Genomic DNA, 23818 nt, shown 5'->3' with positions numbered 1-23818 from the left:
CCTATTTGAATTGGAAGGCAAGCCTTCTTAGGGTACGTTCCATTGCTCTTTCTCCGCTTTGTTGAGTATGGATATGAATTTCATTATGCATCGTCTTGCTGTTATCTACCGATTTTGTGGAAGTCGAAACTGAACTTCCGTATTCTTGGGATTTCATGCTACTACTAGCCAAAGAACCCTGCACGTTATTTACTGCCTCCGCTAAACGTCCCGAAGATGCAGCTACTTTGTTAATCATTTCATCCATCCCAATAATAAGACCTTCACCTACGTTAATTCCTAAACCTTTCATTACTCTTGATGGACTATGAATATCCAATGCGCTTTGGATTGCCTGTCTAATCGCATTTGCAATTTCTTGAGCCTTTGCTATCAAAGAACCTTTCATGCTCTGTAGGCCGTCTAATAATCCTTTACCTGCATCCCTACCGATTTGAGTAAGTGAAGTTAATTCCCCTGTTGTTGCCTTCGTTACTCCTTTGATTGCTTCTAACCACTCCGCTTGAAGTACTTCTAGTTGCTCATTGGCAGCTTCTTTCATTTCTCCAAGTCTGAGTACAGTATCTTCCTTCATTCCGATAAGCTCTGTCTCTGCTTGTTCTCGTGCCAAACTCGTCTTTTCTTGATAAAGGGCACTGTAATTGCCGAGCTGTTCATCTGTTAGACTATTTAAGGCCATTAGCTCTGGAAGAGCCTTTACTCCCAATTCCGATAGCTCTGAAAGTAAGTCCGTATCAATATTTCTACCACTTAACTTTGCAAACTCATTCTGCCATAACTTAAATCCATCCACTTGCGATTGTAAGTTGTTTAGCAATTCTTCACCGCTAACACCTACCTCTACCGAAAAGGCAGCAAATGTATCTGAGAAACTTGCCAATGATGAAGCGCGATTAGTAACAGCATCTTCATAAGCTTTCGTCAAATCCTCTTCCTGTTTCTGCAGATTATTACTTATCTCAGCTATCTTACTTGAATATTGTTCATTAATAGATACGATCTTATCGTTTATTTCCTTAATTGAAGATTGGTATGATCGTTGTGCTTCCACACGTTCTTTTGACCCTTTGCTAAATAAATCTATGGACTTTCTCCAAACCTCTGATTCTGCAATAAGTGACAGTTGGTCCAATGACTTTTTATCGTCTATATATGTTTTAATTGCGGATAGCCTGTCCTTAGCCAAATCAGCATTCACTTTAGCAGTCTCTGCAGCATATTTACGCTCATTGGCTATCAGTTTAGCTTTAGAATCTGAATGGATCTTCTCTATTTTTTGAAGTTCAGAGGTTGTCAGCTTCCGTTTTTTAGAGCTTGCAGTGGCGTAAATATTAGAAATATCCTTTTCTCGCTTTGTTATGATGGATTTCTCTTTTTCTGCCTGTTCCTTTGACAATGCCAGAAGCTTGGTATTGTGGGTTTTTGCAACAGATTGAATGGTATCTGTAAGCCCTTTAGTGGCAGTTTTGACAGCACTATCTGTCCCTGCAACCCCTTGTGCAAGACCTAGGCCTGTCCATTTACCAACTTCCATCATCACACGAGATGGACTGTGAATCCCTAAAACCTTCTTTGCCCAACCAGGTATGCCGTTAGCGATTTCTTTCACCTTATCACTAATTAAAGTTGTCATAGAACCAATACCTTTAATAAGACCGTTAATGATATCTTTTCCTATTTGCATTAGATCAATATTCTTTAAAAAAGATACTGCTTCATTCCAAATAGTAACGACACCCTGTTTTGCATTATTCATTTGGGTTTTGACATTGCCTACAAAACCTTTAAAGAAACCAACAACTTTACCAAGAACATCATCTGTAAAACTACGGACACTGCCACCCATTGATTTAAATACACCAAGAATGTTATCCCACATGCCTTTTACAAGTGATAGAGCTCTCTTCCCTAGATTAGCTATCAAGGTGCGAATACCACCAACAAAAGTAAGGGACATCCAACCAATGATTAGATCGATTGCTCCACTAAATAACTGTTTAACGCCTTCCCACATTTTTGAGAAGTCCCCAGTAAATAGACCGCTGAATATCTTTACTGCACCCATGATTACATCTAGAGCCCCTGTAATTACTTGCTTGATAGCAGACCAGACTATATCAATGACTAGTTTTATTGCAGGCATAACAAAATCTACAACAGCCATAATCCCATTAAATATATTTTCTGCTGCTTGTAAAATTTGAGTACCTTCTGTATCCCAAAAACTCTTAATCTGTGCTATCTTTTCACCAATAAAAGAAGCCACTGTTTCGAATACAGTGACAGCTACATTCTTTATTGCTTCAAATACAGTAGTTAAATTGCTTCTAAAGGATTCACTATTATGCCACAGTGCTACAAATGCGGCAGCTAATCCAGCTATAGCTGCAACGACTATCAAAACAGGAGCACTAATAGCACCGAATGCCGATAACAATAAGGGTAATAAAGTCGTTATCCCGCTAATCAATGGACTCAGTACCATGAACGCTCCGCTAAGACCTGTAATAACTCCAGCTATGGTACCTAAGGTGGTTGCTAATTCAGGATTATTGGTAGTCCATTCAATCATCTTTGTAACAAATTCCGTAACCAAAACGACTAGAGGAGTTAACACTACCGCCAAGTCTGCCAGTGCCACTTGCATTTCAAGTGTTTTCTCTGCATTCTTAGCTACTTCTGGATTAAGTTCTTTATACTTTTCGGTAACACTACCAAGACCCAAATCAGCCATCGTCTGTAACACTAAATCAGCTTCACTACCGTTTTTCTTGGCTTCTGCAAGCTTTTTATTAAAGTCCTTCACATTTATTCCGCTACGTTCAAGTAATTCGGCAAACATACCGATCGCTTCACCAGTTGCGAATGTCTCTTGAATACCATCGGCAATACCTTCTGTTTTTAATGTATCCGAGAATTTAATTGCTGCACCATTGATACCTTCAATTACACCAGCCAGTTGATTGTCTTTAAATCCACTAGCAAGTAAGTTTGAAACAGTCTCTACGGCTGAATCTGTCTCTCCTGTTACAATGGATATCTGCTTAAATGCGTCCTCCACAAGTTCTAAGTCACGCCCTGCCATACTAGCATTCGTTCTTAATCGAGCCAAGTCACTATTTAAATCACTCGAACCTGCAACAATTGCTCCAATGGCCGCGGTACCAGCAACGGCACCTGCTTTAATACCGTCTGCGATTTCTTTCCCAGCTTGCTTTGCAGCAGGGCCCAATTCCTTCAATTTAGATTTTGCCCTATCTATTCCAGTTGTATCTACATCTGAATTAACATGTAAATCCGTCTTATCGGCACGTGCTTGTAAATCCTTCAACTGTGATTCTGTTTTTACTAATTCTCTCTGGAATGCCCTATACTGGTCAGCACCAATATCTCCACGTTCGAACTGTGCCTGCACCTCAGATTGGGCTTGCTTGAGCACGTCTAACTTTTTACTCGTTTGTTCAATAGAACCTGTAAGTAACTCTTGTTTTTGACGCAACAGTTCCACATTAGTTGGATCAAACTTCAAAGCACGTTCAACCTGCTTGAGTTCTGACTGTAACTTACCACTTTCCTTGTTGACTCCTTGGAGAGCCTTGTCCAATCCCTTTGTATCCCCATCGAGCTCAATCGTGATGCCTTTGATTTTCTTGCTTGCCATCTCTTCTCACCTACCTTTAGAAAGCATCGAAATCCGCTTGTGAGGCTTTTCTAGCTTTAGGTTTTTTATTAGGATTTTTCATATCTAGGTATTCATCCACATAATCTAGGACCATGCCTACTGTCATAGTCTCTAAATCTTCATGAGCCAGCTTGCATTCATGACATAAAACAAGGTACGTCTCTGTGCTGATTGGTTCCCCACTGGACGTACCTTCAATTTTGTTTATTTTTTTTTAGATGATATAGTCGCTGCTAATAAATCCTGTAATTCTGGAAGTATTTCGATAATCGGGAATGTTTCAAAGCTGTCCAACCATGTTAACGGATCTGGAATAGTTGGATTAGCAGCTTTCGCTAAACACCATGCAATGTCATAAAACACTTCGAAATCAATTCCTCTTATGTCGTTAATTGTTAGTTTCTTTTTACCTACAATGCTTTCCATTGCCATCAAGTCAGAAAAGAAATCTCGTTGGAATTGCATCTTATACCGTTTAGGTATAGAACCACTAGATTTAAATGTGACCTGTTGACCGCTAATCTCAATTGTTTTTTCCATTTACTGTTTCTCCTCTTCTTAAGGTGTTGGTACGCCTTGTGCTGGTTTGTAGACATTTGAATACCAACCGTCATAAACAGCAGCTGGTGTAGAAGCGGTAGTTTTTGTTTTAACCAATAGCTTTCCGTCAATCTCAATTGGACTTGCTACAAGAGATAATTCTGTTGTACCAGGTTCGTTTGAAGTAGTTTTTGTGCTTCCTGAGATACTTGGACGGTTTGCAGTACAGTTGAACATCACGTGACGTGTAGCTTTTACATCCCCCTCAAATTGAAATAGAAATGCAAAAGGCTTTCCTTGTGCATCTGCTACCTCTGTCATCACACCGTCAGTGCTATCCAAAGTTTCTCCTAAAGCATCAACTGCAAACTGCTGAGGGATTGTAGCGACTTCTAGTGAAGCATCATAACCTTGGTTACTAGATGCAACATAATACAAAATGTTATCCGCATAAAACTCTGTGAGCTCTCCGCGTGGATCCAACGTCAGACTAACAGCCCCTGGGATTGGTATAGGAGTTCCAAATGTAACCACTCCCCCTGTCACCGTATATGGTGCAAATGCTGCTTTACTTAGACCGAACTGTACTTTATTTTCTGCCATATTTATTTCTCTCCTTTTAAATTAACGTGATAGAATATGTGCATTTAAAAACTCCCTCGGAATCTATGAATTGTTCATCATAGTACCAAGAGAGTTCATTTTCTGTGAGCAAGGCTTTTATTTTGCCTTCTGCCACAAGGTTTTTAGTTGTTGAATATAATTCAATATCAACCGAAGTTGATTGGTGTATTGGCTTATTATCAGCACTGAAAGTATCTTCATCCACAACCAGATAGCAAATAAACGGGGGGACTTGGGTGCTTTTAAAATGCGAATATGCAACTGGAAATCCAAGGGATAACAATTTTTGTGCTAGTTCAGGCAATGTCATCGGCGAATCGCCTCCTCTACACCACTCACATAATCATCTATCATCTCTTCCTCTACGGGAGCGATGTGGACAATTGGATCAACACGACCACCAGATACTTTTGCATGCCCCTTTTCAAGTAAATGAGTTAGTTGATAGTTGGTAGAGTTATGAACAATCCATTTGCCATAGACCTTCTTTGCTCTCCAACCTTTTGAGTAATCTCCTCCACCGGGAGACTTCGGACTTCGAAGCCTAAGCTTCTTTACTCCGTCTTTTGCGACTTTCTCAGCTACTTGATCCATATCTTCACCAATACCATTTGCATACTCGGCAAGGGTACGATTAATTTCATCTGCAAGGTTATTTATATTAATTGCCACCTACCCTCACCTCGCTATATAGTTCTATGTTTTCTCCCTTTTCAAAGGTACGGTAAATAAAATATTTAACACCTTCATGATGTAAATATTCTTCCTGATTATAATCAGCCAGTCTGATTTCAAATAATTTGGCAGGCTTAAGGTCTTTCTGTCCTGCATTGAAGAATTCAGACTGGGTTATGCTTCTTTTGTTCGCAAAGACCTCACGTGGGTCTCCTGGCACTTCTATTTCTTGTTGCAAATCATCTGTAATGATTTTTGTTGTATTAAAGTAGACCACATCAGACCATCGGCTCACGATACTCACCACTCAGACTTAGATGTTGTTTTAACATGGTGTACGATTGAGTAAACCTGTCAGCATCAGGATTCTCGTAGCCAAAGTTAGCCTTGCAGTAAATTGTGATAGCCCTTTTTAACAAAGCGTCTGGACTATCAGACACTGCTATTCCAGCCATCTTCAAGTCCAGTTTTGCTGACTCAATTAAATCTGTTACTTCACTATCAAATGCTGAAGAGGACACACGTAATGCCTTTTTAACATCGCTTAACATAATTATTCACTCGCTTTCTTACGAGTAGCTTTTTTAGACTTCTCCTCTTTTTTTTCGTCCTTCTTTACGGCGGTTGTTTTAGAATTATTTCTTTTGAGAAAACCTTCTTTCACAAGATAGTCGGTCCACTCTTTGTTATCTGAAACATAAGGAGAATCGGACTCAAATATTTTAAAGTCCGATTCTCTATCTCTAAAGGTTTTTAAAACTGTATACTCAGCCATAAAAAATCCCTCCTGTTTTTTATTAAGGTGTAGTTATCCCATCAATCAAAGCAAACGCCTTAGTATCTAAAACTCCTCCATCAACGACAGCGTAAGCAACATAATCTGTTGTACGTGCTTTAGCATGGTCTTCAGTCACTACGCTGAATGGTTCGTTTGTGTTAAATACCAGCCCTTTATTCGCATTACCGAATAGGATAGCTCCAGGAGATACCCCTGCATCAGCTACTACTGGGAACCCAAACATACGACCAGCATATTGTCCTAATGCATCTTGAGTAAAGTAAGGGCGTTGGTTTCCGTCTAGAACATTGATCAATCCATTTTCCCCGTAAATAGATGCATTGTTCACATAGAACTTTGCTCCATTCAAGTAGCTTGAATGTACTTTAGATATTGCTGCAGTAATGTTTGCATAAGAAGCAACGCCATTTACAACTTGAGGAGTACTTGTTTCTGCTTTTAAAGCTGTTTCCACTCCTTCTGGTTCGGTTGTTCCGTTACCACGTGCAGCTGCTGTTCCTAATGCAACTCCAACACGTTCTCCTAATTCATTGATGATATATGGAATAAAATCTTGTACAGCCATAGCTTTTAACTTCCAAGAAACTGTGACAGCTTTGGAAAGTTCATGCCCACTCAGAATCAGTTCACCAAATGTATTTTCCTCATCCTCAGTTGGAGTACCCTCTGCATACCAAGCAGCATCACCTGCATCAATGGAAAGATGTTTCGCAATCTTTAAAGTGCCGCGTACATTAAATTTTTTCGCATCAGCAAACAATGGATACATTTCTTCGGCACGAGACCAAATTCCAGCGACCACTGTTTCAGGGATAAGAACTCCAGTATTATTAGTATCATGAGTAAATGCATTATTGAATTCCTTGTTCACTTTATTGAAGACCTCTAACTCTTGACCTTCAACTTTTTGTCCCATCATCTTCTTAGCCCAAGCGTTTTCATACACCTTTTCGTCATTTAATACATTGACCGGAGAAGATTGATCTACGATAGAACCATCAGCAACATAAACGGATTTGTTAGTGATATCCGTTATTTTTTTATTGTCTTTTAAAGCATTTAGGTTTGCGTTAGCTAATGCTTGAGCTTCAAAGTTTGCATCTAACGTTTTTACTTCTTCCATTTTCGCTTGTGCTTCTTCCATTTTGTTCTCAGCAATTAATGTTTCTGCTTGTGCCATTAGGTCTTTACGATCTGCTAAGTATTTTTCTTTTGGGTTCATTATTGAACTCCTCCTTTTAATTTAAGTAGTTGTAATTCAGCTTTTAACTTTGCTGATGGATCATTTTTATTGCTTAAAGGTTTTTCTTCGATAAGGCCAATAATTTTCTCTATCGCCTCTTCATTTAACGTGACCGCACCAAAACTTGCAGTTAAAGAAAGTTCCTTGTTCTCGGTAAACATCACTTCATCAGCAAAACCATGTTCTAAGGCTGAATCAGAGTTAAACCATGTTTCGGCATCCATTAAGGATTTCAGTTCATCATCAGACTTGCCTGTTTTACTTTTATAAGCATTGGCTATCGACTGATTAGCAGACTTTAATATATCGGCAGTATGTTCGAAGTCTCTGTAATCACCGCCTGCTGATGTTGAAACATTATGAATCATCATTTGAGCTGTTGGTGAAATTAAGACCTTGTCACCTGCCATCGCAATAACGCTTGCAGCACTGGCGGCTAGACCAACTACTTTGACTGTTACTTCACCCTCATATTCTTTTAGGGCTGTATAAATCTCGCTTCCAGCAAAAACATCACCACCCCCACTATTGATAATCACTTCAATGCTAGTTTTATTAGTAGGTAGTGTGTTGAGCACTTTACTTGGACTTGTAGCTTCGATGCCTATCCAATCATAAATCCGTTGCAAATTGTCGCTGATGATAGTTCCTTTAATTTGGATCTTCGTCAATTATTCTCACCTCCTTTTAGGCATAAAAAATCACCCTTACTCAGTAGTAGGGCGTGTATCTAATCTTCTTATCATTTCGTCTCCACCCTCTGTAGGTGCATAGTTCAGAATTTCGCGCACCTCATTAGGAGACAAAATACCACGATCAACAAACTGCACAAGATCTAATTTAGTTTGCATGGAAGCAAATGATAGATTGGATGATTCAAAAACTATTTTATTCCCAAAACCTCTTTCTCTTCTGGAGAAAAGCTTCCTAGTGTATTCCCCACTTGCTTGTACAATGTCCGGTTCTACTACAGCTTCAAAATAAGATATCCAACCATTCTCATCATATTTACTGTGAACGATATCCTCATTTGTAGAAAAGAAAGCATATACACGCTTAGTGGTCTCATACATTTGTTTTTCATTCGTTACAACGTCATTCGGCTTTACCTGAACAGCATCCATCTTAGAATCTGTTGCGGCCGCACCGCCTGTCTCTGAATCAATGTTTAAATAATCGTTAACAAATTCCTTGGTTGCCTTTCTTAAATCCTCTGGACGTAATGTTTGATTAAATTTTAGTAACCACTTAATTACATTCGAATTTTTAATGGCTTTTACAATACCTTGATCAGTAGTGACTATTACATCCATCAATTGTGTTAAAGCTTGACCAGGACTATCTCCGAAAATTTCATTGTCATTGAAGTCTTTTCGTAAATGAATGATGTCGCTGTATCGGAATACTACATTTTTCCCATTCTTAAGAGTAAATTTTAAGAACAACTCTCCGTTACCATTCTTAATAGCCTCTACAGTCGTCGAGTTAATTGGATACATTTCTAGCGGATAACCATTTTCATCTCTATTGATATAAGCAAATGCGTTATGGTTTAACTCTAAATGCGTAATCATTTTTTCTTGAAACATTTGTCCAGTCATATATGGATTAGGTTCTTCAAGCAAGAACTTCATATAAGCATCGGGGTTTACCTTTAATCCCTCTGGACCATTTCGTATATGCTTTGCAACCGTCTTACCAAACGCTCTTACTTTTGGTCGAATTGCAGCTCTTACTATGTCGGACTGATAGATGTTACCGTTCCAAGCATAAAAACCATTTCCTTCGTCAGTAATCATTTCAAATTTCGTGACGGTAACAGCTCTGTTTTCTCTTTTAAACCTGTCTAGCCAACCCAAACTCTCACCTCCTTTAAATCATGTTCTCATAATCACTGTACTTATCATTGAAAACAACATAAGCGTTCAACATTGCAGCAGTACCATCTATACGTCTTCGTTGGTTATTACCTTTGTCTGGCTGGATGTTATTGTTTTTATCTATCTTTACAGATGTATTTGTTAAACACCATTTTGTTATAGGGTTGTTGCCGTAGTTAATCTTTTTGGCATCAAGATCTGCGCCAAGGTTTTTCATTGGTGCCGATAAAGTTTTCATTCCTTGAATAACTGGAATCATTGAATCTTTACCAAAGTAACTTTGCATATCCTCGACCCAATACCTAGCCGACCAACTATCATAACCAACCCATGGGATGTAAACATCGTATTCATTCTGTAGCTCTTGAAACCATTCAGTGACGTATTTATGGTGAACCGTGTTACCTGGAGTTGTTCGAAGTAGACCCATGTCATGCCAAATGTTATATGGTATCTTGTCTTCTTCACTTCTTCTTTCCAGTAAGTCCTCTGGAAGCCAATACATATGCTTAACGTAAATGGTGCTGTCTCCACTAACTTGGAACATTGCACAAGCTGATGTTAAATCGACACTACTAGATAGATCGGCACCACCTATTGCATATCGTGGTTTCAATTCTTCAATGTCGAACGTAGCTTCATTGTTGATTTGTTCAAACGTCAACCATGCCTCAGAAGATGTTTCCCTAATATTAAAATCCTTTGTCAGTAAGTTCTTCACCAACAAAGGATTTTCTTTTGCTTTTTCAACTTTTCGTTTTAACTCATCATAGTTCTTGATGGTTCCAAGACCTGGATTAGCTTTTGCCCAACAGCTTGAATCTGTCCACTCTTCTCTCTTATCAAGTTCATAAATCAGAGCAAGTACCCTATCATCATGGTAGCCAGATTCATCACTATATCCATTGATTATCTTCTCAGCCTCTTCGTATTTGATATCGAATATTCCTTCTCGTACTGTTCCAGCTGTAGTTGTAATAATGGATATTGGCTGTTCCCTCGCACTCATACCGTCAATGATAACGTTATATAGGTTAATATCTAAAATGGCATGTAGTTCGTCTATTAAAGAACAATGAGGGTTAAGACCATCAAGCGTATTGCTATCACTAGAAAGAGGTTTAAAAGTACCATCATTAAAATCAGCTATTAACTCCGATACCAATGAACGAATGCGTCTATTTAACGCTGGGGATTTTTTAACCATCCTCTTCGCTTCAAGCCAGATGATTTTCGCTTGGTCTTTCTTTGTTGCAGCAGACACTACCTCGGGACCAGGTTCCCCATCAGCAACCAACATATACAAAGCGACTGCAGAGCCCCAAGCAGACTTTCCATTTTTCCGAGCAACAATAAGAATGAACTCTTTATGCTTTCGTACTCTATCAATCTTATGAACGAATCCAAACAATGCAGCAGTCATTGCTTTCTGCCATAACTCTAGGATAAAAGGTTGTCCACCCATTTTCCCTTTTGAGTGTTTACAGAAGTTTTCTATAAACTCAATAGCATGATTTGCTCGTTCCGCTGAATATTCCCAAATAGATTCTTTATCATGAATGATTCGAACAAGTTCTTTGTATGTTGCTTTAACCTTTAAAGAAACAATAACCTTACCACTTTCGATTTCATTCCAATACTCTAGTACCGGATTATAAGCCAGAGGATACCTAACCACGTTTACTCACGAAAGCTTCAAAGCCATCATCCAAATCTGTTCCAGAGCCTTTCGGTAGCAAGGCAATCAATAATTGTTTAGAAGAATTGTATTTAGGTATCATTTCATTAAAAGATTTGAGTGCTGGATGAGTCCTTTGGATAGTATAACCGCCTTGATCCATCTCATCGATTACTCCCTCAGCATTAACAATGTCCTTTAACTTCTTTAAAGTGACCCTCATAAATGCCAAGTCCTCAATTGGTCCCATTGCCAGAGACTTTTTACTTTCCTCTATTTCGAGGTCATCGAAAATCTTTGTAAGTCTTTTTATTTCCTTCTTGATTTCCTTATCTTCTGGCAAGGTCTTTTTAGTCGCCATAAAAAACACCACCTTTTTTAAAAAAATGCCGACTTTTTGGGTGGGGGGTACTTTGAAAATGACCTGTGCATTCTCTGAACCTCCCTCCTCGGTCCCAATATGCTCAAAAATTTATTTTTTAATGGGGGGGAGTGCTGAATAATCTTTTCCATTTGCCCAATCAATTCCGATTAAATATTCTTTGCCGTTAACAATAACCTTCTTCATTCCTCATCCCTCCTAATCAAGTTGCCGTGCTCATCGAACATCACATCTTCTCTTGTCACTTCCGCACTACCGAACGTCTTCTTGTTATGACAAGGTAAGCAAAGGTATTGTAGGTTCTCATGATTCAATGTGATGTTTGGATCATTGATGTTATCGATATTGATTTCCTCGATATGGTCAACGATGTAACCAGGCTTACCACAATGCTCACACAATCCGAATACCTTCTGGATGTATGATGCTCTACACTTCTTCCATGCAGCACTCTTGTAGAACTTCTTGGCTAATGTTGTATGCTTAAGCATTGCACTCACCTAATCCTATTTTTGTAATCCTTTATCACTCACTACCTTTTGTTGTTAGTTCATCATCTTGCGACTCTAATATACTGTTAGCTAATCCTTCAATAATTCTAGGACCAATCATACTCAATTCGTTTGGTGTAGTATTACCTTGTAAATCCTTAGCGATGGCATCTAATTTTTCTACCTTCACTTTCCCTAACAATTCAATCGATGCTTCAATGCCGATAGAATGAATAACTAATGACATTAATATAATCTTCTCTGGTTTTGTGAACTCCATCCTTCATCCCTCCACAATCATTCATTACAAGCTATCGACTTATTAGCCCACATAACAGCCTGTTCTAAATTCGTTTGAGCAATAGATTTTTCTCGACTATTAGGACAAAGTTCATCAATCATATGTGCCAATTCTTTAGCTTTTTCTCTAATCGCTTCATAGCGTTTTGGTTGGTTATGTTTTGGAGCATGATACGTGAAACTATTATCTATCTTTGGATTAATAAAGTCTTTCGGTTTAATGCCACCATTGTCTAAACACTCTGGACAATATTCTGTTGTTGCTTCATTTTCGCAATTTGGATAGTTAAAACATTTATTTGCCACCTATATCCCTCCACAATCATATTCACTATTTAACCGATAGCTCGAAGATAGCAGATCACCTTGCCCTTCTCGTATGTGACTTGAAGATAGCCATCCTCTTAAATTCAAAAACGCTCAGACCATAAAGGTCCAAGCGTTTTCAAAGTAGCAAGTATATTTTTCGAGGAAGGCTAACCGACCTTTCGTACCTCATGTTAACAGAATAACACCGTTTTCGACCTCAAAAGTCTCATGAAAGTCTCATTTTAAATTTTTCTGAAAGACGGTCACTTAATTTGCTTGATGAATTAGTGCTGATATATAATTTAAATATGTTAAAAATTAGTAAACTTCATCTACAAATATTAGAGGTGAATGTAGCATTACTCTTTGGATCATTCCAATGGCTATATTCGCTTACAATATTTATGGAGTTGAGATATATGAGAAAAATGTTAGAGAAAGTGGATGTAGAAAAGTGTTTCGAGGTTTTAAGTATTATTATGTATGGTGTTATTGCAAACGTTATTTACAACATGATTTTATATCTACTGAGTTTTATTTGGTAAAGCCTAACTTTCGTTAGGCTCTTTTTTTTACAGTATCTACGTACTGTTTATTAATTTGTTGCTTCAGCGATACGTCTTTGTACTTCTTCGTAACCTAAAGCTACAAACTTTTTACCATCAAAGTAATCTGCATCTGTGCAATTCCACGCAACCATTTGTATATCAAAATAACCTGGCTCACTATCATGTGTTTCGTTGTCCGATGCGTGTTCTTTAATAAACCCATCTACGTTATCTATAATTTTAGACAACTTTTCACGATTCTCAACGTTATCTGCTACGAATACATAATATAAACACTCACCATCACCATCTGTTTCTTCAAACTTCATGCTATTAATTATTTCTAACTTTTCAGTATTAGTTAATTCCACTTAAACCTCTCCTTTTTAAATTCACTTTATGTGTTCTACTGTGTGACTATTTGTTTAGTTCTTCAATCTGATTATCTAAATAATCAATATATCTGTTCATTTCTTCATATCCCATATTTTCTAATTCCGCTTCTTCTAAACCTAGAAGATTTTCACTAACCCTTACATACATCCTAGCGGTTCCAGTAGTTTTTGTACCCTTAAAAATGTTACATAATGGAGTATCTAATTGTTCTTTAGTAACCCAATGACTTCTATCTTCTGCCATGTAATTCAGTCCCTTCATGATTTCTACTGTTACCGCCAGCCTAACTTTTCTCCAACAGCTTGTACTATCTCATCACGCCATCTAAATGCCGTAGCTCTACTGATATTCAATTCTAGTGCTATACCATCCCATGACTTTAATTGTGGCTTCGTCCAGTACTTTAGGCGAATCAGTTTTTTTCGTCCATCATCACAAACGTTATAAACATGTTCGACTGCAGAGGCAATCCGTTCTAACTCTTTTAGTTGTAAATCCATTGTCAATCTTGTTGCATGTCTTTCAACTGATGAAGAAGGAAGTGTCGGACTGAATGGCATGCCTTCTTCTTTTGGTGGATCAGTCATCAATTCCTCACGACGTTCTTTGATGCGTTTTAGAGTATCGTGATAATCAAAGAGCTCGTCTTCGATGTGCTTCACTGTTCCTGTGCGTAGTTTGTGTGCTCCCATTAGTCTCCTGCCCTTCTAAAACTGTAAATTCGGTGTTTTTTTACCCTTCCAGTTATCTTCTTCCTATATTGTGTGGAATCCCCAAACAAGCTCTTAAATTGCAATATATAAGGTTTTACGAGTATGTTAATTTTATAGTTAGACAAAGGACTTTTTGTAGATAACTTAAAATCCTATATAAAATAGCTCTCACCAGTTAATTTTGCTTTGCAGCTTGTTCAAATCATCTTGCTCGATGCCTATATACCGCTTGGTTTCTTTGGCGTCAGTATGGTTTAACATCTTCTGTAGAGATACTAGGTCATTGAATTTCTTGTAATGCTGATAACCATATGTCTTTCTCAGTGAATGTGTCCCGATTCGCTCAAGACCGAATTCCTCGGCTACCTGGTTTAATATCTTGTAGGCCATTCCCCTGGTGATTGGTTTATTTCGACCTTCACGTGACTTGATGAGGTATTCATGCCTTGGCTTCCCTTTGATATAAGACCTGATAGCCGTTTTTAATTCCATCGTCATTTTCACTTCTTTTAACTTCTTGGTTTTCTGTTCCCTGATGAAGATATTCCAACCTTGAACATCCTTCACTTTAAGCTGCAGAATATCCGAAATCCTCAAGCCTGTATGAATCCCTATAAGGAACAGAATATAATTCCGTTCGTTCTGTTCCTTTAGGAATAACTTGATTTCCTTTAACAACTCCTTATCTCTGATGGGCTGTACGATATTCATCCTCTTTGTTCACCCCTTCCCCTTGTTGTCTATTGCCCATATATCCCTGTAGGTCTCGGTATTATCTCTCCAACTTCCGCTCGATCCAACACAAGCAGTCCAATTTCTAATGGTTTCCTTCTCATTTTCTCAGCAATTGTTTCTAAGCTATAACCCTTGCGCCAGTAGTCAAGAAATTGTGTGATTTCAACTTGATTAAATATCAAATCAAGATCTAAATCATCGAATACGTAATAATCCACCCAAAATCACCTATCCCATCACACGGTCATATTCTGCTTGCAACTGTTCGTCATCCATTTGTGAGAAGTAAGCCTCTCCCTTTCCGGTCATAAAGACCAGAAGGTCAATCATTGGCATTCTCTCAATATCCTGTGTTTTGTCGCTCATGGTTCACCTCATTCTTTTGGTAGTAGGCTTCTTCGATTTGCTCCCATGTGAAGCCTAGCATTTCTCCTAGACCAATAAATAAATTGACCAAATCCCCATAAAAATTTTCGTTTGTTTGAAAAACGTCTATACATTCATAAAGATGCTGGAGTTGAATAGTTAGGTTTTCAGATCTTATAGGTTTTATCTTTATTTGAGTAATATTTTTTTCAAGTCCCAACGATAAAATAAAATGTAAACAATCTACATATTCCTTTAGGGCCTTATAGTAATTGTTTTTCTTGTTAGACCAAAATTTAAAGGTTTCAGGTAGTTCGTTAGCTAATTCACTTATCTCAACACGTAAAGCAATTAATTTCTTGATAAAGCGATTTTCTCTTTTATGTCTGGGATGTACCAATTCGATATGTGTATCTAGTACCTTTTGGGTTTCAAATAATTTATCTAAGTTCAAGTAAACAACTCCCTTTTTGAATATTTCCACAATTTTATCCACAGTGTTAATAAGTACTTAAGACACTCTTTCTACGAAGTGTTTATTCTATAAATTCTTCTACATACCAGTCATAAAAACTCTTTAAAGTATCTACAACCTCTGTTTCTCCTTTGTCCAATGCATCTTCTATACGATTGTTCAACTCGTCTATTACCTTCGCATGATGATTATTCACTTTTATATACCTCCTTTTAAATACACATTTTGTTTCTACTGTGTCTTAAATTTCCTAGGTGGTGTAGTTGCTGCCCTTTCTACATCCCACCCAATTCTTAAACGTGTTTCAAAGGTTTTGAACCCGACGCTGTTCTTTTCACAAATAGATTTTCGTTGTTCATAGGCATCTAAATTTTTGCGATTTTTCGTTACCGGTTTGGTGATCGCATCTATAATGGTATATCCATAATTCAAACGTTGTTTCACATTCTTCCTAGAAATACCGTTCGCCTCGGCAATCTCGAAATCTGTTTCGGTTGGTTCCCTGTATAAATCATAGAAACCTTGTTTGTCATTTAGTTGTTCGTATATACTCGCCATCTTTACCCCTCCTGAATACTTCCGAGTCGTTTACGGAACATCAGATTTTGTTGCATGAGTCCCTCGTTCAACCCATCAACCATGAGTAGATCCTGTACCTGCTGATGAAGATGTTTAGTTTTCTCTACCTCACTGGAATAGTCTGCATAGGCTTTTTCCTTTTCCGCACGTTCAACAGCTAACGATTTTTCATAGGTATTTTTTTGCTCAATCAATTCCAGTCGCATGTTCTTCTCGATTTCTCGGAACCGATCAAGTTGTTTTTGTAGGTCTTGGATTTGCACTTTAAGATTTCCGTCTACAAAGTTGGTATCAACGCTCGGCTCTTTAACAACGTTATTAGTTGTTACTGGAATGACCTCTTTTTCACGTAAAGGCTTGACTGTTTTTACTGCGTCAGAAGCGACCTCTTTATTTGCTAAGGATTTTATTTGATAGACAAGACCAGGTGTTATGTTTAGGCGATTCGCAACCTCTTTCACCTTAATCCCATCATTTAGCATTTGAAGAATCTTCGCGTTACGTTGCTCGATGGTCATTTCCACCTTTATAGACTTGGATTGTTGTTTCTTTTCCTGTAAAAGCTTGATGACTTCTTCTGCGTGTGCTTTTGTTTTTTCCGATACCACTTCTTTTCCTCCATTCTTTTCATAAAGTTTAAACGTCCTATTCATCATCATTTGGATCAATGACTATAACGGTTAATGTTTCTTCTGGATTTTTCCTCTCTAGCAGTCTTCTTTTGCCTGCAGCTGAGGCATGCCAATTAATCGTCCTTGGCTTCAGCCCAAGTTTTTCCGCACAATACTTTGCTGTACCGAAGCACAACAATTCATCACCTTTATAAACTGCAAACTCTTTAGTCATTTGCCATCGCCCTTTAGAGCCTCGAGTTGTTCTCTCAAAGTAGTTATCTCTTTGCACTGTTCTTTGATAAGAAAACGCATAGTGTCTCTGCTTTCTTCCAGCTTTGGTATCCGTTCTGCTTGACTCAAGAGCCATCTGAAGTCTTCAAAGAGTATTAGGCTTTTAATGATGTGATGATAATTCCTGATAGTTTGGATTCTATCGGTTACTGACATTTTTCTTCCCTCCTCTTGGGTCTAGGTTTAAAGTGAAGAACACACAATCGCATTCATGACATTTGTTTAAAAGGAGACCGTCCTCCCTGCCCTTATTCACAAAAGGACCGGTCTCCTTGCTTTGGCATTTAGGACACATACATCCACCTCAATAACTTGAATAATCCCTTGTCTCCTTCGCATACTGTTTGAGCTCTTCCAATTCCCAATGTTCGTGATGACAGGTCCTGCAAAGAATTACCTTACTACTTGGTAATAAACCAATTTCCAATATTAAGGGAATGATGATTGGAGTCTGACAGTTTTCACATAAGAAGAACAAAGAGTTATTCCTTTTTAGTTTGCCTTCCATACCGACCACCCTTTCTTCATTCTCGAGTTCAACTCGTGCTTTTGTAACGGCTCATATAGCCATACCCTTTGGCCTTGTTCATTTCGATACAGCAGCATCCATTTTTGTTTAGCCATGATATTTGTTGAAGACCATCTTCTGACATAAATAACGTTCGACCATATATCGTTCGCCGGTAGGTACCCATCCACGGTCTATAAATTGTTCTACCAGTTCGTCCACCTTTTTCTTGGTGAGTGCATAAACGATACGTTGGGGTTTGCCGTCTTTGATGACAGACCCTTTCATAAGCTCTAGAGGGTGTAAATTCATTTCTACCAACCTCCAAACATGGAATCTAGTAAACTACTACCATACCTGCTGAAATTTGCGTGTGACGGATGATTCTTGACTTGTTGGTATTCCTCATACCCTCTGGACTTGGAGACCACGAAAGCAATTTCTTGTGGATCTGCAAGGCTCCCATCTTTCAACTCAAGTGTGCTGACCAAATAACTGGTCTCTTGTATCTTTTCACGTGACTTGGATGCATTGTTTTTATAATCACCAGCTGTGTATGCTATTCTCATGTTCAGCTTCCTCTCTTAATTCGTGTTCACGTTGGCTTAGTCGTGCTTCAAGCTCGTCCAAGCGTTTCCTGTTGGCAGCTTCATCTATCGGACCATTGGCTTTTACCGTCCAAAAGCCCTGTCCTGGTACCCAATCAGCAATCATCTTGAGTCCTCATTTCTGTATTTTCTTTTTTCGATAATCCTCGCCAGTAAAAATCTCAATAAACATTGTATTGTCATACATGCGAGATACACTTCTTTCTCCTATGACCTTTCCTAGAGCTATATCATCGAAGTTAGTTGTCCAGACGTTGGATTTCCCCTCTCTCATGTTCAGCAGCTCGGTCCATTCTGAGGTAGACCATGACACTTCCGCTATCTTCTTGGTTTCAAGTCCAACATCATCAATAACTACCAAGTCGAAACTCTTAAACTGTTCGTTAAAACGTTCCTTAGCCGGAGGGTTATTGAATGTATCTTTGATTTTCGAAAACAATTGAGTAGATGTGATATAGGCTACTGTTTTTCCGTCATGTTTTGCGGATCTAGCTATTGCTTTGCTCAGGTGTGATTTTCCTGTCCCAGGTATGCCCATTATTAAGAGGTTCAGATTTTCACCTTCTAGAAACCGTTTATAGTATTCTTTCGCCTTGGCTTTGGAAACTCTTGATTGTGTGTTATGCTCTTCAAAGTTTTTAAAGCCAGCAGTTTCCTCTGGTCTGATGAAATACCAATCGTTCTCTACTACCTTTTCATGCTTTTCTTTAATCTGTTTGGTGACTGTGGTAGAGAAGCATCCCTTTTCACAGTCACTACAAATTGGCCAAACCGATTCCCAATGTTCCTGTCCATCTTTTGTATAGATCCAAGCATCACGCTTGTCCTGTTTGCATGAAGGACAATTGATTTTCCCCATTCTCACATCAGTTACGATGCCTTCAAGATGTGGGTATGCTTTGAAAAACAGATTCTCTTGCCTTAATCCACCGAAGAGAGACCACATATCACTGGCCTTCTTCATGGGATTTACCTCCAATCTGTTTCTCATACTGTTCCAGCGCTTCCTTCTCTCTTCTCAATGTCTCTTCGGACGGTTGGAAAAATGATTGTTTATTCGCTGGAGTAGTTTTCGCCTTCAAACTCTCTAGGTCGTCCACTGTCTTGATAAGTTGACTGGTCCAATCCCTCATGATGGCTTCTGCATATTTGAATTTATTTTTGGCATTTGCTTCGATTGTTCGCTTTAATGCTTCTATTACCAGGTCTGCCTGCATATCTTGGAGGAAGTAAGAAACTTTCTCTCCTATATATGGTGTAATGGGTTGAATGTTGTTGTTGATAAAATCAACCACTTTTTTAAATTCATCATCCGTCTTGATTACCTGACTATCTTCTACCTCAGATATACTAGATTGATGATTGTTTTCTTTTTCCTTTTCTTTTTCTTTTTCTTTTTCCTTTTCTTTTTCTTTATATCCATACTCTATGGATATTGTATCGATACCGTATGCATAATCATGAAAATGTTTGTTTTTGTTATACTTCAATGCAAGTTCTACATACTTGTGTAAAAACTCTTGGTTCTTTACATGACCCAACTCTTGTATAACCCTCGCCACCACCTTGGGCGAATTGTTCCAGTTATAACGAGCCCAGTTGATAAGGAAAATCTCGCTAGTGTTGTGGTCATACTGGATTTTTTTATATTCAACAAACCTCTTAAGGAGCTTGTCTACGGTTTCTCTGTTATAACCTGTTTCTGTCTCTATGATTCTAGTGGGAAGCTCATAGATACCTATTTGTGATGCCTTGCTGTTTGTCATGAGATAGATGTAGAAATACTTTTCCTCTGGTGTAAGGTCTAAGACAAAAGGATCCTGCCAAAAACTAACCTGTACCGATCTATATTTGCTCACGTATAGATCTCCCTTCTGTATTGACTGATTCAACTAAATAGTTGATAATAAGAGTGTTAATTTTAATTAGGTGCTGAATGACTTTGCCGAGTCGTTCAGCTTTTTTATTTTCATGATGGTCTAGGTATCTGTACATATGAACAGCTCCCTTCTAAACAATCTTTTTAGGAATCCATGATTCCACGTACTTAATAGCAGCCTGCAACTCATGACGTTTGACATCTTTATAGCTGGACACTCCAAAACGGTCTTTTATCTCTCGATAAAGCTCGGGGAAAAGTAGTCTTTTATGGTCATCACACGTTGCATGCTCGTAAACCTTTTTACCAACTAACTTTTGGAGTCTACGCTGTTCCCCATGATCCAGTGTAATCTGGTTATCCACCTTATTTTTTAGCTCACTCACTTCAACTTTCAAGGTCTCTACTTCCTCTGATGTTTCTAAGGCCAATCTCATTGATGCCTTTAGTTGTTCCTTTGGCGAGAGTGGTTTTGGCTTTGACAAAGCCTCCTGCATTTCTTCGAATCTAGTAACATATGCGGCGGTAAATAGGATGCCCTTTTCACCAGTCATTTTGTTTGCAATCATGTCGCACCCTTTCCTAGTCAGGTAATAACATGGGTATGACCTGTTTTGTAAATTCATATACGAACTTTCGATAAAGAAATCGGACTGCGCAATTTTGCGCTCTCCTAATACCTGCGAATAACTGCGGATTGTTCTTAACAGCTCCTTGTGTTTTTGACCAACCATTCTAGCGACCTCACGACTGTCAGTTACAAGTTGTCCATTTAAAGAAACTACTTTTAATTGATTCATTGATATCTCCCTTTCATTTCAGAATTTGATAGAGGATATAACTCCCTCTACTTGTTATAACGTTTCAAAAATAGAAGTGCGGAGTTATTGGATATTTTCTTTGTCCATCTTTCTCCAGTTATAGACAACCCATCCTAGAGCGCAACTGATTAGCAGTGAGAAAATTACCGTTGTTGCTACTGGCGTCATGGTGTAACATCATCCTCTCCGACGATCCACTTGTCTATTTTGTTTAAATCAAACAAAAGCGTTTGAGTGTTGATTCTCTTGAATGGAATATCTTGCTTTTTTACAAGTCGTCGGATTGTTGATTCGCTTAATTCAATTCCGTTTTCTTTCAGGTAATCGATGAGCGCCTGAACACCCTTTGCGATTCTAAGGTTCATTTCGCTGACTCCTTTCTGTATTCGTCTTCTAAAATACGAATAAATTCGTACTTATCACCAAAAAAAATATTATATTTAGGGACTTTGTATAACTTGGATACCTTATCTATGAAAGAAAAAGGTACTTTACTGGAATCCTTTTCGTAGCTTGATAGTGTTTGATAATGCACCCCAAGCTCTTTAGCAGCCTCTTTCACCGTCTTGTATCCAGCTCTCACACGTGCAGCTTCTAACGTAATCAAAAATGTCACCTTCATTCACCTCTCTTTCCTTATATTTCATATTATACGAGTAAACTCGTATTGTCAACGAATAAAATCGTATTATTTCATAAAAATGTGTATAAAATCGAATTTATTATCTATAATAGGGAGGAAAGGCAAAAGGGGGATTAGTAATGACAAGACCAAAGAATACACCTATTCAGGAACAGGCGAAAGAAATAATTAAATCGAATTTAATTAAGTTTATGGAATCAAGAGGGATGAATCAAGCGGAACTCGCAGAGAAGACAGGAATACCACGCACAACAATAAATGGCTATGTAAAGGGTACGTCTTTGCCAACACCTGGCAATACTGAGAAGTTGGCTCGGGCTTTCGGGGTTAACAAAGACGACCTAGATCCACGATTTAGTACGGATACATTCAAAAATTATGGTCCAGAAAGTAAGAACCATTTAAGTGACGAAGAATACGAATTCTTTCAAAGTTTAATAGAAAAGGCAGCTTCACTTGATGGGGACGACAGAGAGAATTTCTTGAAAAACGTGCGGTTCGCAGTTAAATTTTTCGATGATCTCAGGGATTGAGCTTTCTTCTGATAGGAGTGCAGTGACTTCTTTCTTTCTCCTGGCCAACTCCATGAAAATTTCCAGGTCACTAGAATTAATGAATGCTTCCTTCATATGTATCCCTCTCTTCCTGTTGTTGTAAGTATAGCAAAAAACGAACAAATGTTCCAATAAATTATCTATTACGACAATTACAATAATTTTAACTTAATTAAAATATTTTTACAAAAATAATATTTTTGTGTAAGGGAGTAATAAAATGGCAAGTTATAAAATTTTGGGAGAAGATAAGGATGGTAAGCCTAAAATAAAAATAACGGTGGAATTAGGGTATAACGAAAAAGGTAACAGAATAAGAAGACATAAGACCGTTAGTGTCAATAGTCTGAGTGAGAGGGTTATCAAGAAGGCAATCACAAACTTTGAAAGAGAAGTGGCGAATGAAGAAAATAAAGACAGAAAGATAGATGAGCTTAATTACTTGCAGGCGGTAGATCTTTGGTGGAAAAACCACGTTTCTAAATTGTCACCGAACACCCAACGTTCCTATTCAGAAGCTTTAGATGTGTCCAAGGACTATTTCAAGAAAATGAAAATAAGAAAAATCAAAAAGATACATGTAGTGGAATTCAAAAATTATTTAGAGACAGAAGTAGTACTCAATGCACAACTTAAATATCAAGTATTTAAAGCTGTACTGACCAAGATGGTTGACTGGGAACTACTAGAAGATAATCCAGCAAGAAATATTTCAATACCCAAGAAGAAAACTCAAATGGATTTTTACGATGCAGAAGAAATTAAACAACTTTTTGAAGCGTTGGAGACGGCCTTCCCTAAATATAAATACTTCATTAAGCTGGCTGTCTTATCGGGGATGAGATCAGGAGAAATAAGAGGTCTCACAGTAGAAAATATAGATTTTGACAAGAATGAAATTCATGTGAAGCATAATCTGAACTACAAAAAGGGTGTTGGTTATTTCTTAGGACCCACAAAGACGAAAGCTGAACGAACGATCACTATGCCGGCTAAGTTCATGGAAGAATTCAAATGGTATGTAGAAGGTATTTTGGATAACAAGGAATCTTGGGGAGATAAGTGGAATGGTCTTACTGGAGTCACTTTGGTGTTTTGCAATGATGATGGATCTCCTAACGATGATACTGTATACAGAAAGGGTTTCCATAAAATACAAAGTAAAAACGGTCTTCGCAGGATTAGGCTGCATGATTTACGCCACACCCATGCTTCTTTTTTGTTGTCACAAGATGTCAATATCAAGGACATCCAAGAGAGGCTGGGACACTCTTCTATCTCCATGACGTTAGACACATACTCTCACCTAACCGAAAAAGACAAGCGCACCACTACGAGCCATTTGGATAAGTTATTATAGAACTCATTCAAATGGTCACTTTTTGGTCACCTGTCTTATTTCAGTCACTTTTTCAGTAAATAAAAACCTTGTTATATCAACGTTTGATGAGCATTATACTACATCATACCGCCCATGCCGCCCAT

At 38.2% G+C, this 23818-nt stretch carries 38 protein-coding genes; 3 read left to right on the top strand and 35 right to left on the bottom strand.

The genetic code is table 11. The features are described 5' to 3' along the window. Position 1 precedes the first annotated feature (1 nt). The 16 genes from AC1VU3_RS16515 to AC1VU3_RS16440 all read right to left on the bottom strand — a co-directional run bounded on the left by AC1VU3_RS16515 (position 2) and on the right by AC1VU3_RS16440 (position 12600). The gene (locus AC1VU3_RS16515; RefSeq protein WP_482984047.1) at positions 2-3661 is read right to left on the bottom strand and encodes a hypothetical protein; all 3660 of its coding nucleotides are present in this window, start codon (positions 3659-3661) and stop codon (positions 2-4) included. Positions 3662-3886: 225 nt separating this feature from the next. Next, positions 3887-4222, bottom strand: coding sequence for a hypothetical protein (locus AC1VU3_RS16510; protein ID WP_482984046.1), 336 nt, complete (start codon positions 4220-4222; stop codon positions 3887-3889). Positions 4223-4240: 18 nt separating this feature from the next. After that, positions 4241-4825, bottom strand: a complete 585-nt coding sequence (locus AC1VU3_RS16505) for a major tail protein (protein ID WP_482984045.1) — start codon at positions 4823-4825, stop codon at positions 4241-4243. A 16-nt stretch (positions 4826-4841) separates the two neighbouring features. Next, complete coding sequence (locus AC1VU3_RS16500; protein ID WP_482984044.1) at positions 4842-5156, bottom strand: hypothetical protein; 315 nt, start codon at positions 5154-5156, stop codon at positions 4842-4844. Beyond that, entirely contained in the window at positions 5153-5518 is a 366-nt protein-coding gene (locus AC1VU3_RS16495; protein WP_482984043.1) for an HK97 gp10 family phage protein, read from the bottom strand. Before AC1VU3_RS16495 ends, AC1VU3_RS16500 begins: the two co-directional genes overlap by 4 nt. Continuing rightward, entirely contained in the window at positions 5508-5816 is a 309-nt protein-coding gene (locus AC1VU3_RS16490; protein ID WP_482984042.1) for a phage head-tail adapter protein, read from the bottom strand. The genes AC1VU3_RS16495 and AC1VU3_RS16490 overlap by 11 nt, the downstream gene beginning before the upstream one ends. Beyond that, positions 5800-6072, bottom strand: coding sequence for a head-tail connector protein (locus AC1VU3_RS16485; RefSeq protein ID WP_482984041.1), 273 nt, complete (start codon positions 6070-6072; stop codon positions 5800-5802). The genes AC1VU3_RS16490 and AC1VU3_RS16485 overlap by 17 nt, the downstream gene beginning before the upstream one ends. A 2-nt stretch (positions 6073-6074) precedes the next feature. Continuing rightward, complete coding sequence (locus AC1VU3_RS16480) at positions 6075-6296, bottom strand: hypothetical protein (protein WP_482984040.1); 222 nt, start codon at positions 6294-6296, stop codon at positions 6075-6077. Between the two features lie 22 nt (positions 6297-6318). Further along, the gene (locus AC1VU3_RS16475) at positions 6319-7542 is read right to left on the bottom strand and encodes a phage major capsid protein (protein WP_482984039.1); all 1224 of its coding nucleotides are present in this window, start codon (positions 7540-7542) and stop codon (positions 6319-6321) included. Next, entirely contained in the window at positions 7542-8234 is a 693-nt protein-coding gene (locus AC1VU3_RS16470) for a head maturation protease, ClpP-related (protein ID WP_482984038.1), read from the bottom strand. The genes AC1VU3_RS16475 and AC1VU3_RS16470 overlap by 1 nt, the downstream gene beginning before the upstream one ends. Before the next feature lie 36 nt (positions 8235-8270). After that, positions 8271-9422 (bottom strand): phage portal protein, encoded by a 1152-nt coding sequence (locus AC1VU3_RS16465; protein WP_482984037.1) that lies wholly within the window; start codon positions 9420-9422, stop codon positions 8271-8273. Positions 9423-9435: 13 nt separating this feature from the next. Further along, entirely contained in the window at positions 9436-11121 is a 1686-nt protein-coding gene (locus AC1VU3_RS16460) for a terminase large subunit (protein WP_482984036.1), read from the bottom strand. Continuing rightward, entirely contained in the window at positions 11114-11482 is a 369-nt protein-coding gene (locus AC1VU3_RS16455; RefSeq protein WP_482984035.1) for a hypothetical protein, read from the bottom strand. Before AC1VU3_RS16455 ends, AC1VU3_RS16460 begins: the two co-directional genes overlap by 8 nt. A gap of 203 nt (positions 11483-11685) precedes the next feature. After that, positions 11686-11994: an HNH endonuclease gene (locus AC1VU3_RS16450; protein ID WP_482984034.1), complete on the bottom strand. Its 309-nt coding sequence runs from the start codon at positions 11992-11994 to the stop codon at positions 11686-11688. A 34-nt stretch (positions 11995-12028) separates the two neighbouring features. Next, positions 12029-12274: a hypothetical protein gene (locus tag AC1VU3_RS16445; protein WP_482984033.1), complete on the bottom strand. Its 246-nt coding sequence runs from the start codon at positions 12272-12274 to the stop codon at positions 12029-12031. A gap of 17 nt (positions 12275-12291) precedes the next feature. Continuing rightward, positions 12292-12600 (bottom strand): Acb2/Tad1 domain-containing protein, encoded by a 309-nt coding sequence (locus AC1VU3_RS16440; RefSeq protein ID WP_482984032.1) that lies wholly within the window; start codon positions 12598-12600, stop codon positions 12292-12294. A gap of 422 nt (positions 12601-13022) precedes the next feature. On the opposite strand from AC1VU3_RS16440, the gene AC1VU3_RS16435 reads away from it, so the two are divergent. After that, positions 13023-13148 (top strand): hypothetical protein, encoded by a 126-nt coding sequence (locus AC1VU3_RS16435; protein ID WP_482984031.1) that lies wholly within the window; start codon positions 13023-13025, stop codon positions 13146-13148. Between the two features lie 50 nt (positions 13149-13198). On the opposite strand, the gene AC1VU3_RS16430 is transcribed toward AC1VU3_RS16435, so the two are convergent. From AC1VU3_RS16430 to AC1VU3_RS16340, 19 genes are all read right to left on the bottom strand, one after another. Then, positions 13199-13522 carry a hypothetical protein gene (locus AC1VU3_RS16430; RefSeq protein WP_482984030.1) on the bottom strand — a complete coding sequence of 108 codons (324 nt, stop codon included), beginning with the start codon at positions 13520-13522 and terminating at the stop codon, positions 13199-13201. Positions 13523-13568: 46 nt separating this feature from the next. Continuing rightward, positions 13569-13790: a hypothetical protein gene (locus AC1VU3_RS16425; protein ID WP_482984029.1), complete on the bottom strand. Its 222-nt coding sequence runs from the start codon at positions 13788-13790 to the stop codon at positions 13569-13571. A gap of 29 nt (positions 13791-13819) precedes the next feature. Then, positions 13820-14239 (bottom strand): transcriptional regulator, encoded by a 420-nt coding sequence (locus AC1VU3_RS16420; protein ID WP_482984028.1) that lies wholly within the window; start codon positions 14237-14239, stop codon positions 13820-13822. 189 nt (positions 14240-14428) lie between these two features. Next, a complete protein-coding gene (locus tag AC1VU3_RS16415) occupies positions 14429-14971 on the bottom strand; it encodes a site-specific integrase (protein WP_482984027.1) in 543 nt (180 codons plus the stop codon). A gap of 29 nt (positions 14972-15000) precedes the next feature. Next, entirely contained in the window at positions 15001-15213 is a 213-nt protein-coding gene (locus AC1VU3_RS16410; RefSeq protein ID WP_482984026.1) for a hypothetical protein, read from the bottom strand. 10 nt (positions 15214-15223) lie between these two features. Beyond that, positions 15224-15361 (bottom strand): hypothetical protein, encoded by a 138-nt coding sequence (locus AC1VU3_RS16405; RefSeq protein WP_482984025.1) that lies wholly within the window; start codon positions 15359-15361, stop codon positions 15224-15226. Further along, complete coding sequence (locus AC1VU3_RS16400) at positions 15336-15815, bottom strand: dUTP diphosphatase (protein WP_482984024.1); 480 nt, start codon at positions 15813-15815, stop codon at positions 15336-15338. The genes AC1VU3_RS16405 and AC1VU3_RS16400 overlap by 26 nt, the downstream gene beginning before the upstream one ends. 82 nt (positions 15816-15897) lie before the next feature. Then, the gene (locus AC1VU3_RS16395; protein ID WP_482984023.1) at positions 15898-16032 is read right to left on the bottom strand and encodes a hypothetical protein; all 135 of its coding nucleotides are present in this window, start codon (positions 16030-16032) and stop codon (positions 15898-15900) included. Between the two features lie 35 nt (positions 16033-16067). Then, positions 16068-16394: a hypothetical protein gene (locus AC1VU3_RS16390; RefSeq protein ID WP_482984022.1), complete on the bottom strand. Its 327-nt coding sequence runs from the start codon at positions 16392-16394 to the stop codon at positions 16068-16070. Positions 16395-16396: 2 nt separating this feature from the next. Then, a complete protein-coding gene (locus tag AC1VU3_RS16385) occupies positions 16397-17023 on the bottom strand; it encodes a hypothetical protein (protein ID WP_482984021.1) in 627 nt (208 codons plus the stop codon). Between the two features lie 37 nt (positions 17024-17060). Further along, positions 17061-17261 carry a hypothetical protein gene (locus AC1VU3_RS16380; RefSeq protein ID WP_482984020.1) on the bottom strand — a complete coding sequence of 67 codons (201 nt, stop codon included), beginning with the start codon at positions 17259-17261 and terminating at the stop codon, positions 17061-17063. Then, on the bottom strand, positions 17258-17476 hold the full coding sequence (locus AC1VU3_RS16375) for a hypothetical protein (protein ID WP_482984019.1): 219 nt from the start codon (positions 17474-17476) through the stop codon (positions 17258-17260). The genes AC1VU3_RS16380 and AC1VU3_RS16375 overlap by 4 nt, the downstream gene beginning before the upstream one ends. Before the next feature lie 460 nt (positions 17477-17936). Beyond that, the gene (locus AC1VU3_RS16370; protein ID WP_482984018.1) at positions 17937-18140 is read right to left on the bottom strand and encodes a hypothetical protein; all 204 of its coding nucleotides are present in this window, start codon (positions 18138-18140) and stop codon (positions 17937-17939) included. 231 nt (positions 18141-18371) lie between these two features. Next, positions 18372-18542 carry a hypothetical protein gene (locus AC1VU3_RS16365; protein ID WP_482984017.1) on the bottom strand — a complete coding sequence of 57 codons (171 nt, stop codon included), beginning with the start codon at positions 18540-18542 and terminating at the stop codon, positions 18372-18374. Positions 18543-18551: 9 nt separating this feature from the next. Then, on the bottom strand, positions 18552-19400 hold the full coding sequence (locus tag AC1VU3_RS16360; protein ID WP_482984016.1) for an ATP-binding protein: 849 nt from the start codon (positions 19398-19400) through the stop codon (positions 18552-18554). Continuing rightward, positions 19384-20295 carry a DnaD domain protein gene (locus tag AC1VU3_RS16355; protein ID WP_482984015.1) on the bottom strand — a complete coding sequence of 304 codons (912 nt, stop codon included), beginning with the start codon at positions 20293-20295 and terminating at the stop codon, positions 19384-19386. The genes AC1VU3_RS16360 and AC1VU3_RS16355 overlap by 17 nt, the downstream gene beginning before the upstream one ends. 151 nt (positions 20296-20446) lie before the next feature. Then, the gene (locus AC1VU3_RS16350) at positions 20447-21115 is read right to left on the bottom strand and encodes a Rha family transcriptional regulator (RefSeq protein WP_482984014.1); all 669 of its coding nucleotides are present in this window, start codon (positions 21113-21115) and stop codon (positions 20447-20449) included. A gap of 185 nt (positions 21116-21300) precedes the next feature. After that, positions 21301-21501 (bottom strand): hypothetical protein, encoded by a 201-nt coding sequence (locus AC1VU3_RS16345; protein WP_482984013.1) that lies wholly within the window; start codon positions 21499-21501, stop codon positions 21301-21303. Further along, positions 21498-21758 (bottom strand): helix-turn-helix transcriptional regulator, encoded by a 261-nt coding sequence (locus AC1VU3_RS16340; RefSeq protein ID WP_482984012.1) that lies wholly within the window; start codon positions 21756-21758, stop codon positions 21498-21500. Before AC1VU3_RS16340 ends, AC1VU3_RS16345 begins: the two co-directional genes overlap by 4 nt. Positions 21759-21898: 140 nt before the next feature. On the opposite strand from AC1VU3_RS16340, the gene AC1VU3_RS16335 reads away from it, so the two are divergent. Then, entirely contained in the window at positions 21899-22312 is a 414-nt protein-coding gene (locus AC1VU3_RS16335; protein WP_482984011.1) for a helix-turn-helix domain-containing protein, read from the top strand. Between the two features lie 241 nt (positions 22313-22553). Next, positions 22554-23693, top strand: coding sequence for a tyrosine-type recombinase/integrase (locus tag AC1VU3_RS16330; protein WP_482984010.1), 1140 nt, complete (start codon positions 22554-22556; stop codon positions 23691-23693). Positions 23694-23818 lie beyond the last annotated feature (125 nt).

The sequence above is a fragment of the Psychrobacillus sp. Z16_25 genome (assembly GCF_056856695.1).
The sequence above is the reverse complement of the archived record's forward strand: the minus strand, read 5'-3'. Positions and strand labels throughout refer to the sequence as shown.

Coding starts and splice junctions, on each gene's coding strand:
- AC1VU3_RS16515 (WP_482984047.1), bottom strand. CDS start 3,661: ATGGCAAGCAAGAAAATCAAAGGCATCACGATTGAGCTCGATGGGGAT.
- AC1VU3_RS16510 (WP_482984046.1), bottom strand. CDS start 4,222: ATGGAAAAAACAATTGAGATTAGCGGTCAACAGGTCACATTTAAATCT.
- AC1VU3_RS16505 (WP_482984045.1), bottom strand. CDS start 4,825: ATGGCAGAAAATAAAGTACAGTTCGGTCTAAGTAAAGCAGCATTTGCA.
- AC1VU3_RS16500 (WP_482984044.1), bottom strand. CDS start 5,156: ATGACATTGCCTGAACTAGCACAAAAATTGTTATCCCTTGGATTTCCA.
- AC1VU3_RS16485 (WP_482984041.1), bottom strand. CDS start 6,072: ATGTTAAGCGATGTTAAAAAGGCATTACGTGTGTCCTCTTCAGCATTT.
- AC1VU3_RS16480 (WP_482984040.1), bottom strand. CDS start 6,296: ATGGCTGAGTATACAGTTTTAAAAACCTTTAGAGATAGAGAATCGGAC.
- AC1VU3_RS16475 (WP_482984039.1), bottom strand. CDS start 7,542: ATGAACCCAAAAGAAAAATACTTAGCAGATCGTAAAGACCTAATGGCA.
- AC1VU3_RS16455 (WP_482984035.1), bottom strand. CDS start 11,482: ATGGCGACTAAAAAGACCTTGCCAGAAGATAAGGAAATCAAGAAGGAA.
- AC1VU3_RS16450 (WP_482984034.1), bottom strand. CDS start 11,994: ATGCTTAAGCATACAACATTAGCCAAGAAGTTCTACAAGAGTGCTGCA.
- AC1VU3_RS16445 (WP_482984033.1), bottom strand. CDS start 12,274: ATGGAGTTCACAAAACCAGAGAAGATTATATTAATGTCATTAGTTATT.
- AC1VU3_RS16435 (WP_482984031.1), top strand. CDS start 13,023: ATGAGAAAAATGTTAGAGAAAGTGGATGTAGAAAAGTGTTTCGAGGTT.
- AC1VU3_RS16425 (WP_482984029.1), bottom strand. CDS start 13,790: ATGGCAGAAGATAGAAGTCATTGGGTTACTAAAGAACAATTAGATACT.
- AC1VU3_RS16420 (WP_482984028.1), bottom strand. CDS start 14,239: ATGGGAGCACACAAACTACGCACAGGAACAGTGAAGCACATCGAAGAC.
- AC1VU3_RS16415 (WP_482984027.1), bottom strand. CDS start 14,971: ATGAATATCGTACAGCCCATCAGAGATAAGGAGTTGTTAAAGGAAATC.
- AC1VU3_RS16405 (WP_482984025.1), bottom strand. CDS start 15,361: ATGAGCGACAAAACACAGGATATTGAGAGAATGCCAATGATTGACCTT.
- AC1VU3_RS16390 (WP_482984022.1), bottom strand. CDS start 16,394: ATGGCGAGTATATACGAACAACTAAATGACAAACAAGGTTTCTATGAT.
- AC1VU3_RS16380 (WP_482984020.1), bottom strand. CDS start 17,261: ATGACTAAAGAGTTTGCAGTTTATAAAGGTGATGAATTGTTGTGCTTC.
- AC1VU3_RS16375 (WP_482984019.1), bottom strand. CDS start 17,476: ATGTCAGTAACCGATAGAATCCAAACTATCAGGAATTATCATCACATC.
- AC1VU3_RS16370 (WP_482984018.1), bottom strand. CDS start 18,140: ATGAATTTACACCCTCTAGAGCTTATGAAAGGGTCTGTCATCAAAGAC.
- AC1VU3_RS16365 (WP_482984017.1), bottom strand. CDS start 18,542: ATGATTGCTGATTGGGTACCAGGACAGGGCTTTTGGACGGTAAAAGCC.
- AC1VU3_RS16360 (WP_482984016.1), bottom strand. CDS start 19,400: ATGAAGAAGGCCAGTGATATGTGGTCTCTCTTCGGTGGATTAAGGCAA.
- AC1VU3_RS16350 (WP_482984014.1), bottom strand. CDS start 21,115: ATGAATCAATTAAAAGTAGTTTCTTTAAATGGACAACTTGTAACTGAC.
- AC1VU3_RS16345 (WP_482984013.1), bottom strand. CDS start 21,501: ATGAACCTTAGAATCGCAAAGGGTGTTCAGGCGCTCATCGATTACCTG.
- AC1VU3_RS16340 (WP_482984012.1), bottom strand. CDS start 21,758: ATGAAGGTGACATTTTTGATTACGTTAGAAGCTGCACGTGTGAGAGCT.
- AC1VU3_RS16335 (WP_482984011.1), top strand. CDS start 21,899: ATGACAAGACCAAAGAATACACCTATTCAGGAACAGGCGAAAGAAATA.
- AC1VU3_RS16330 (WP_482984010.1), top strand. CDS start 22,554: ATGGCAAGTTATAAAATTTTGGGAGAAGATAAGGATGGTAAGCCTAAA.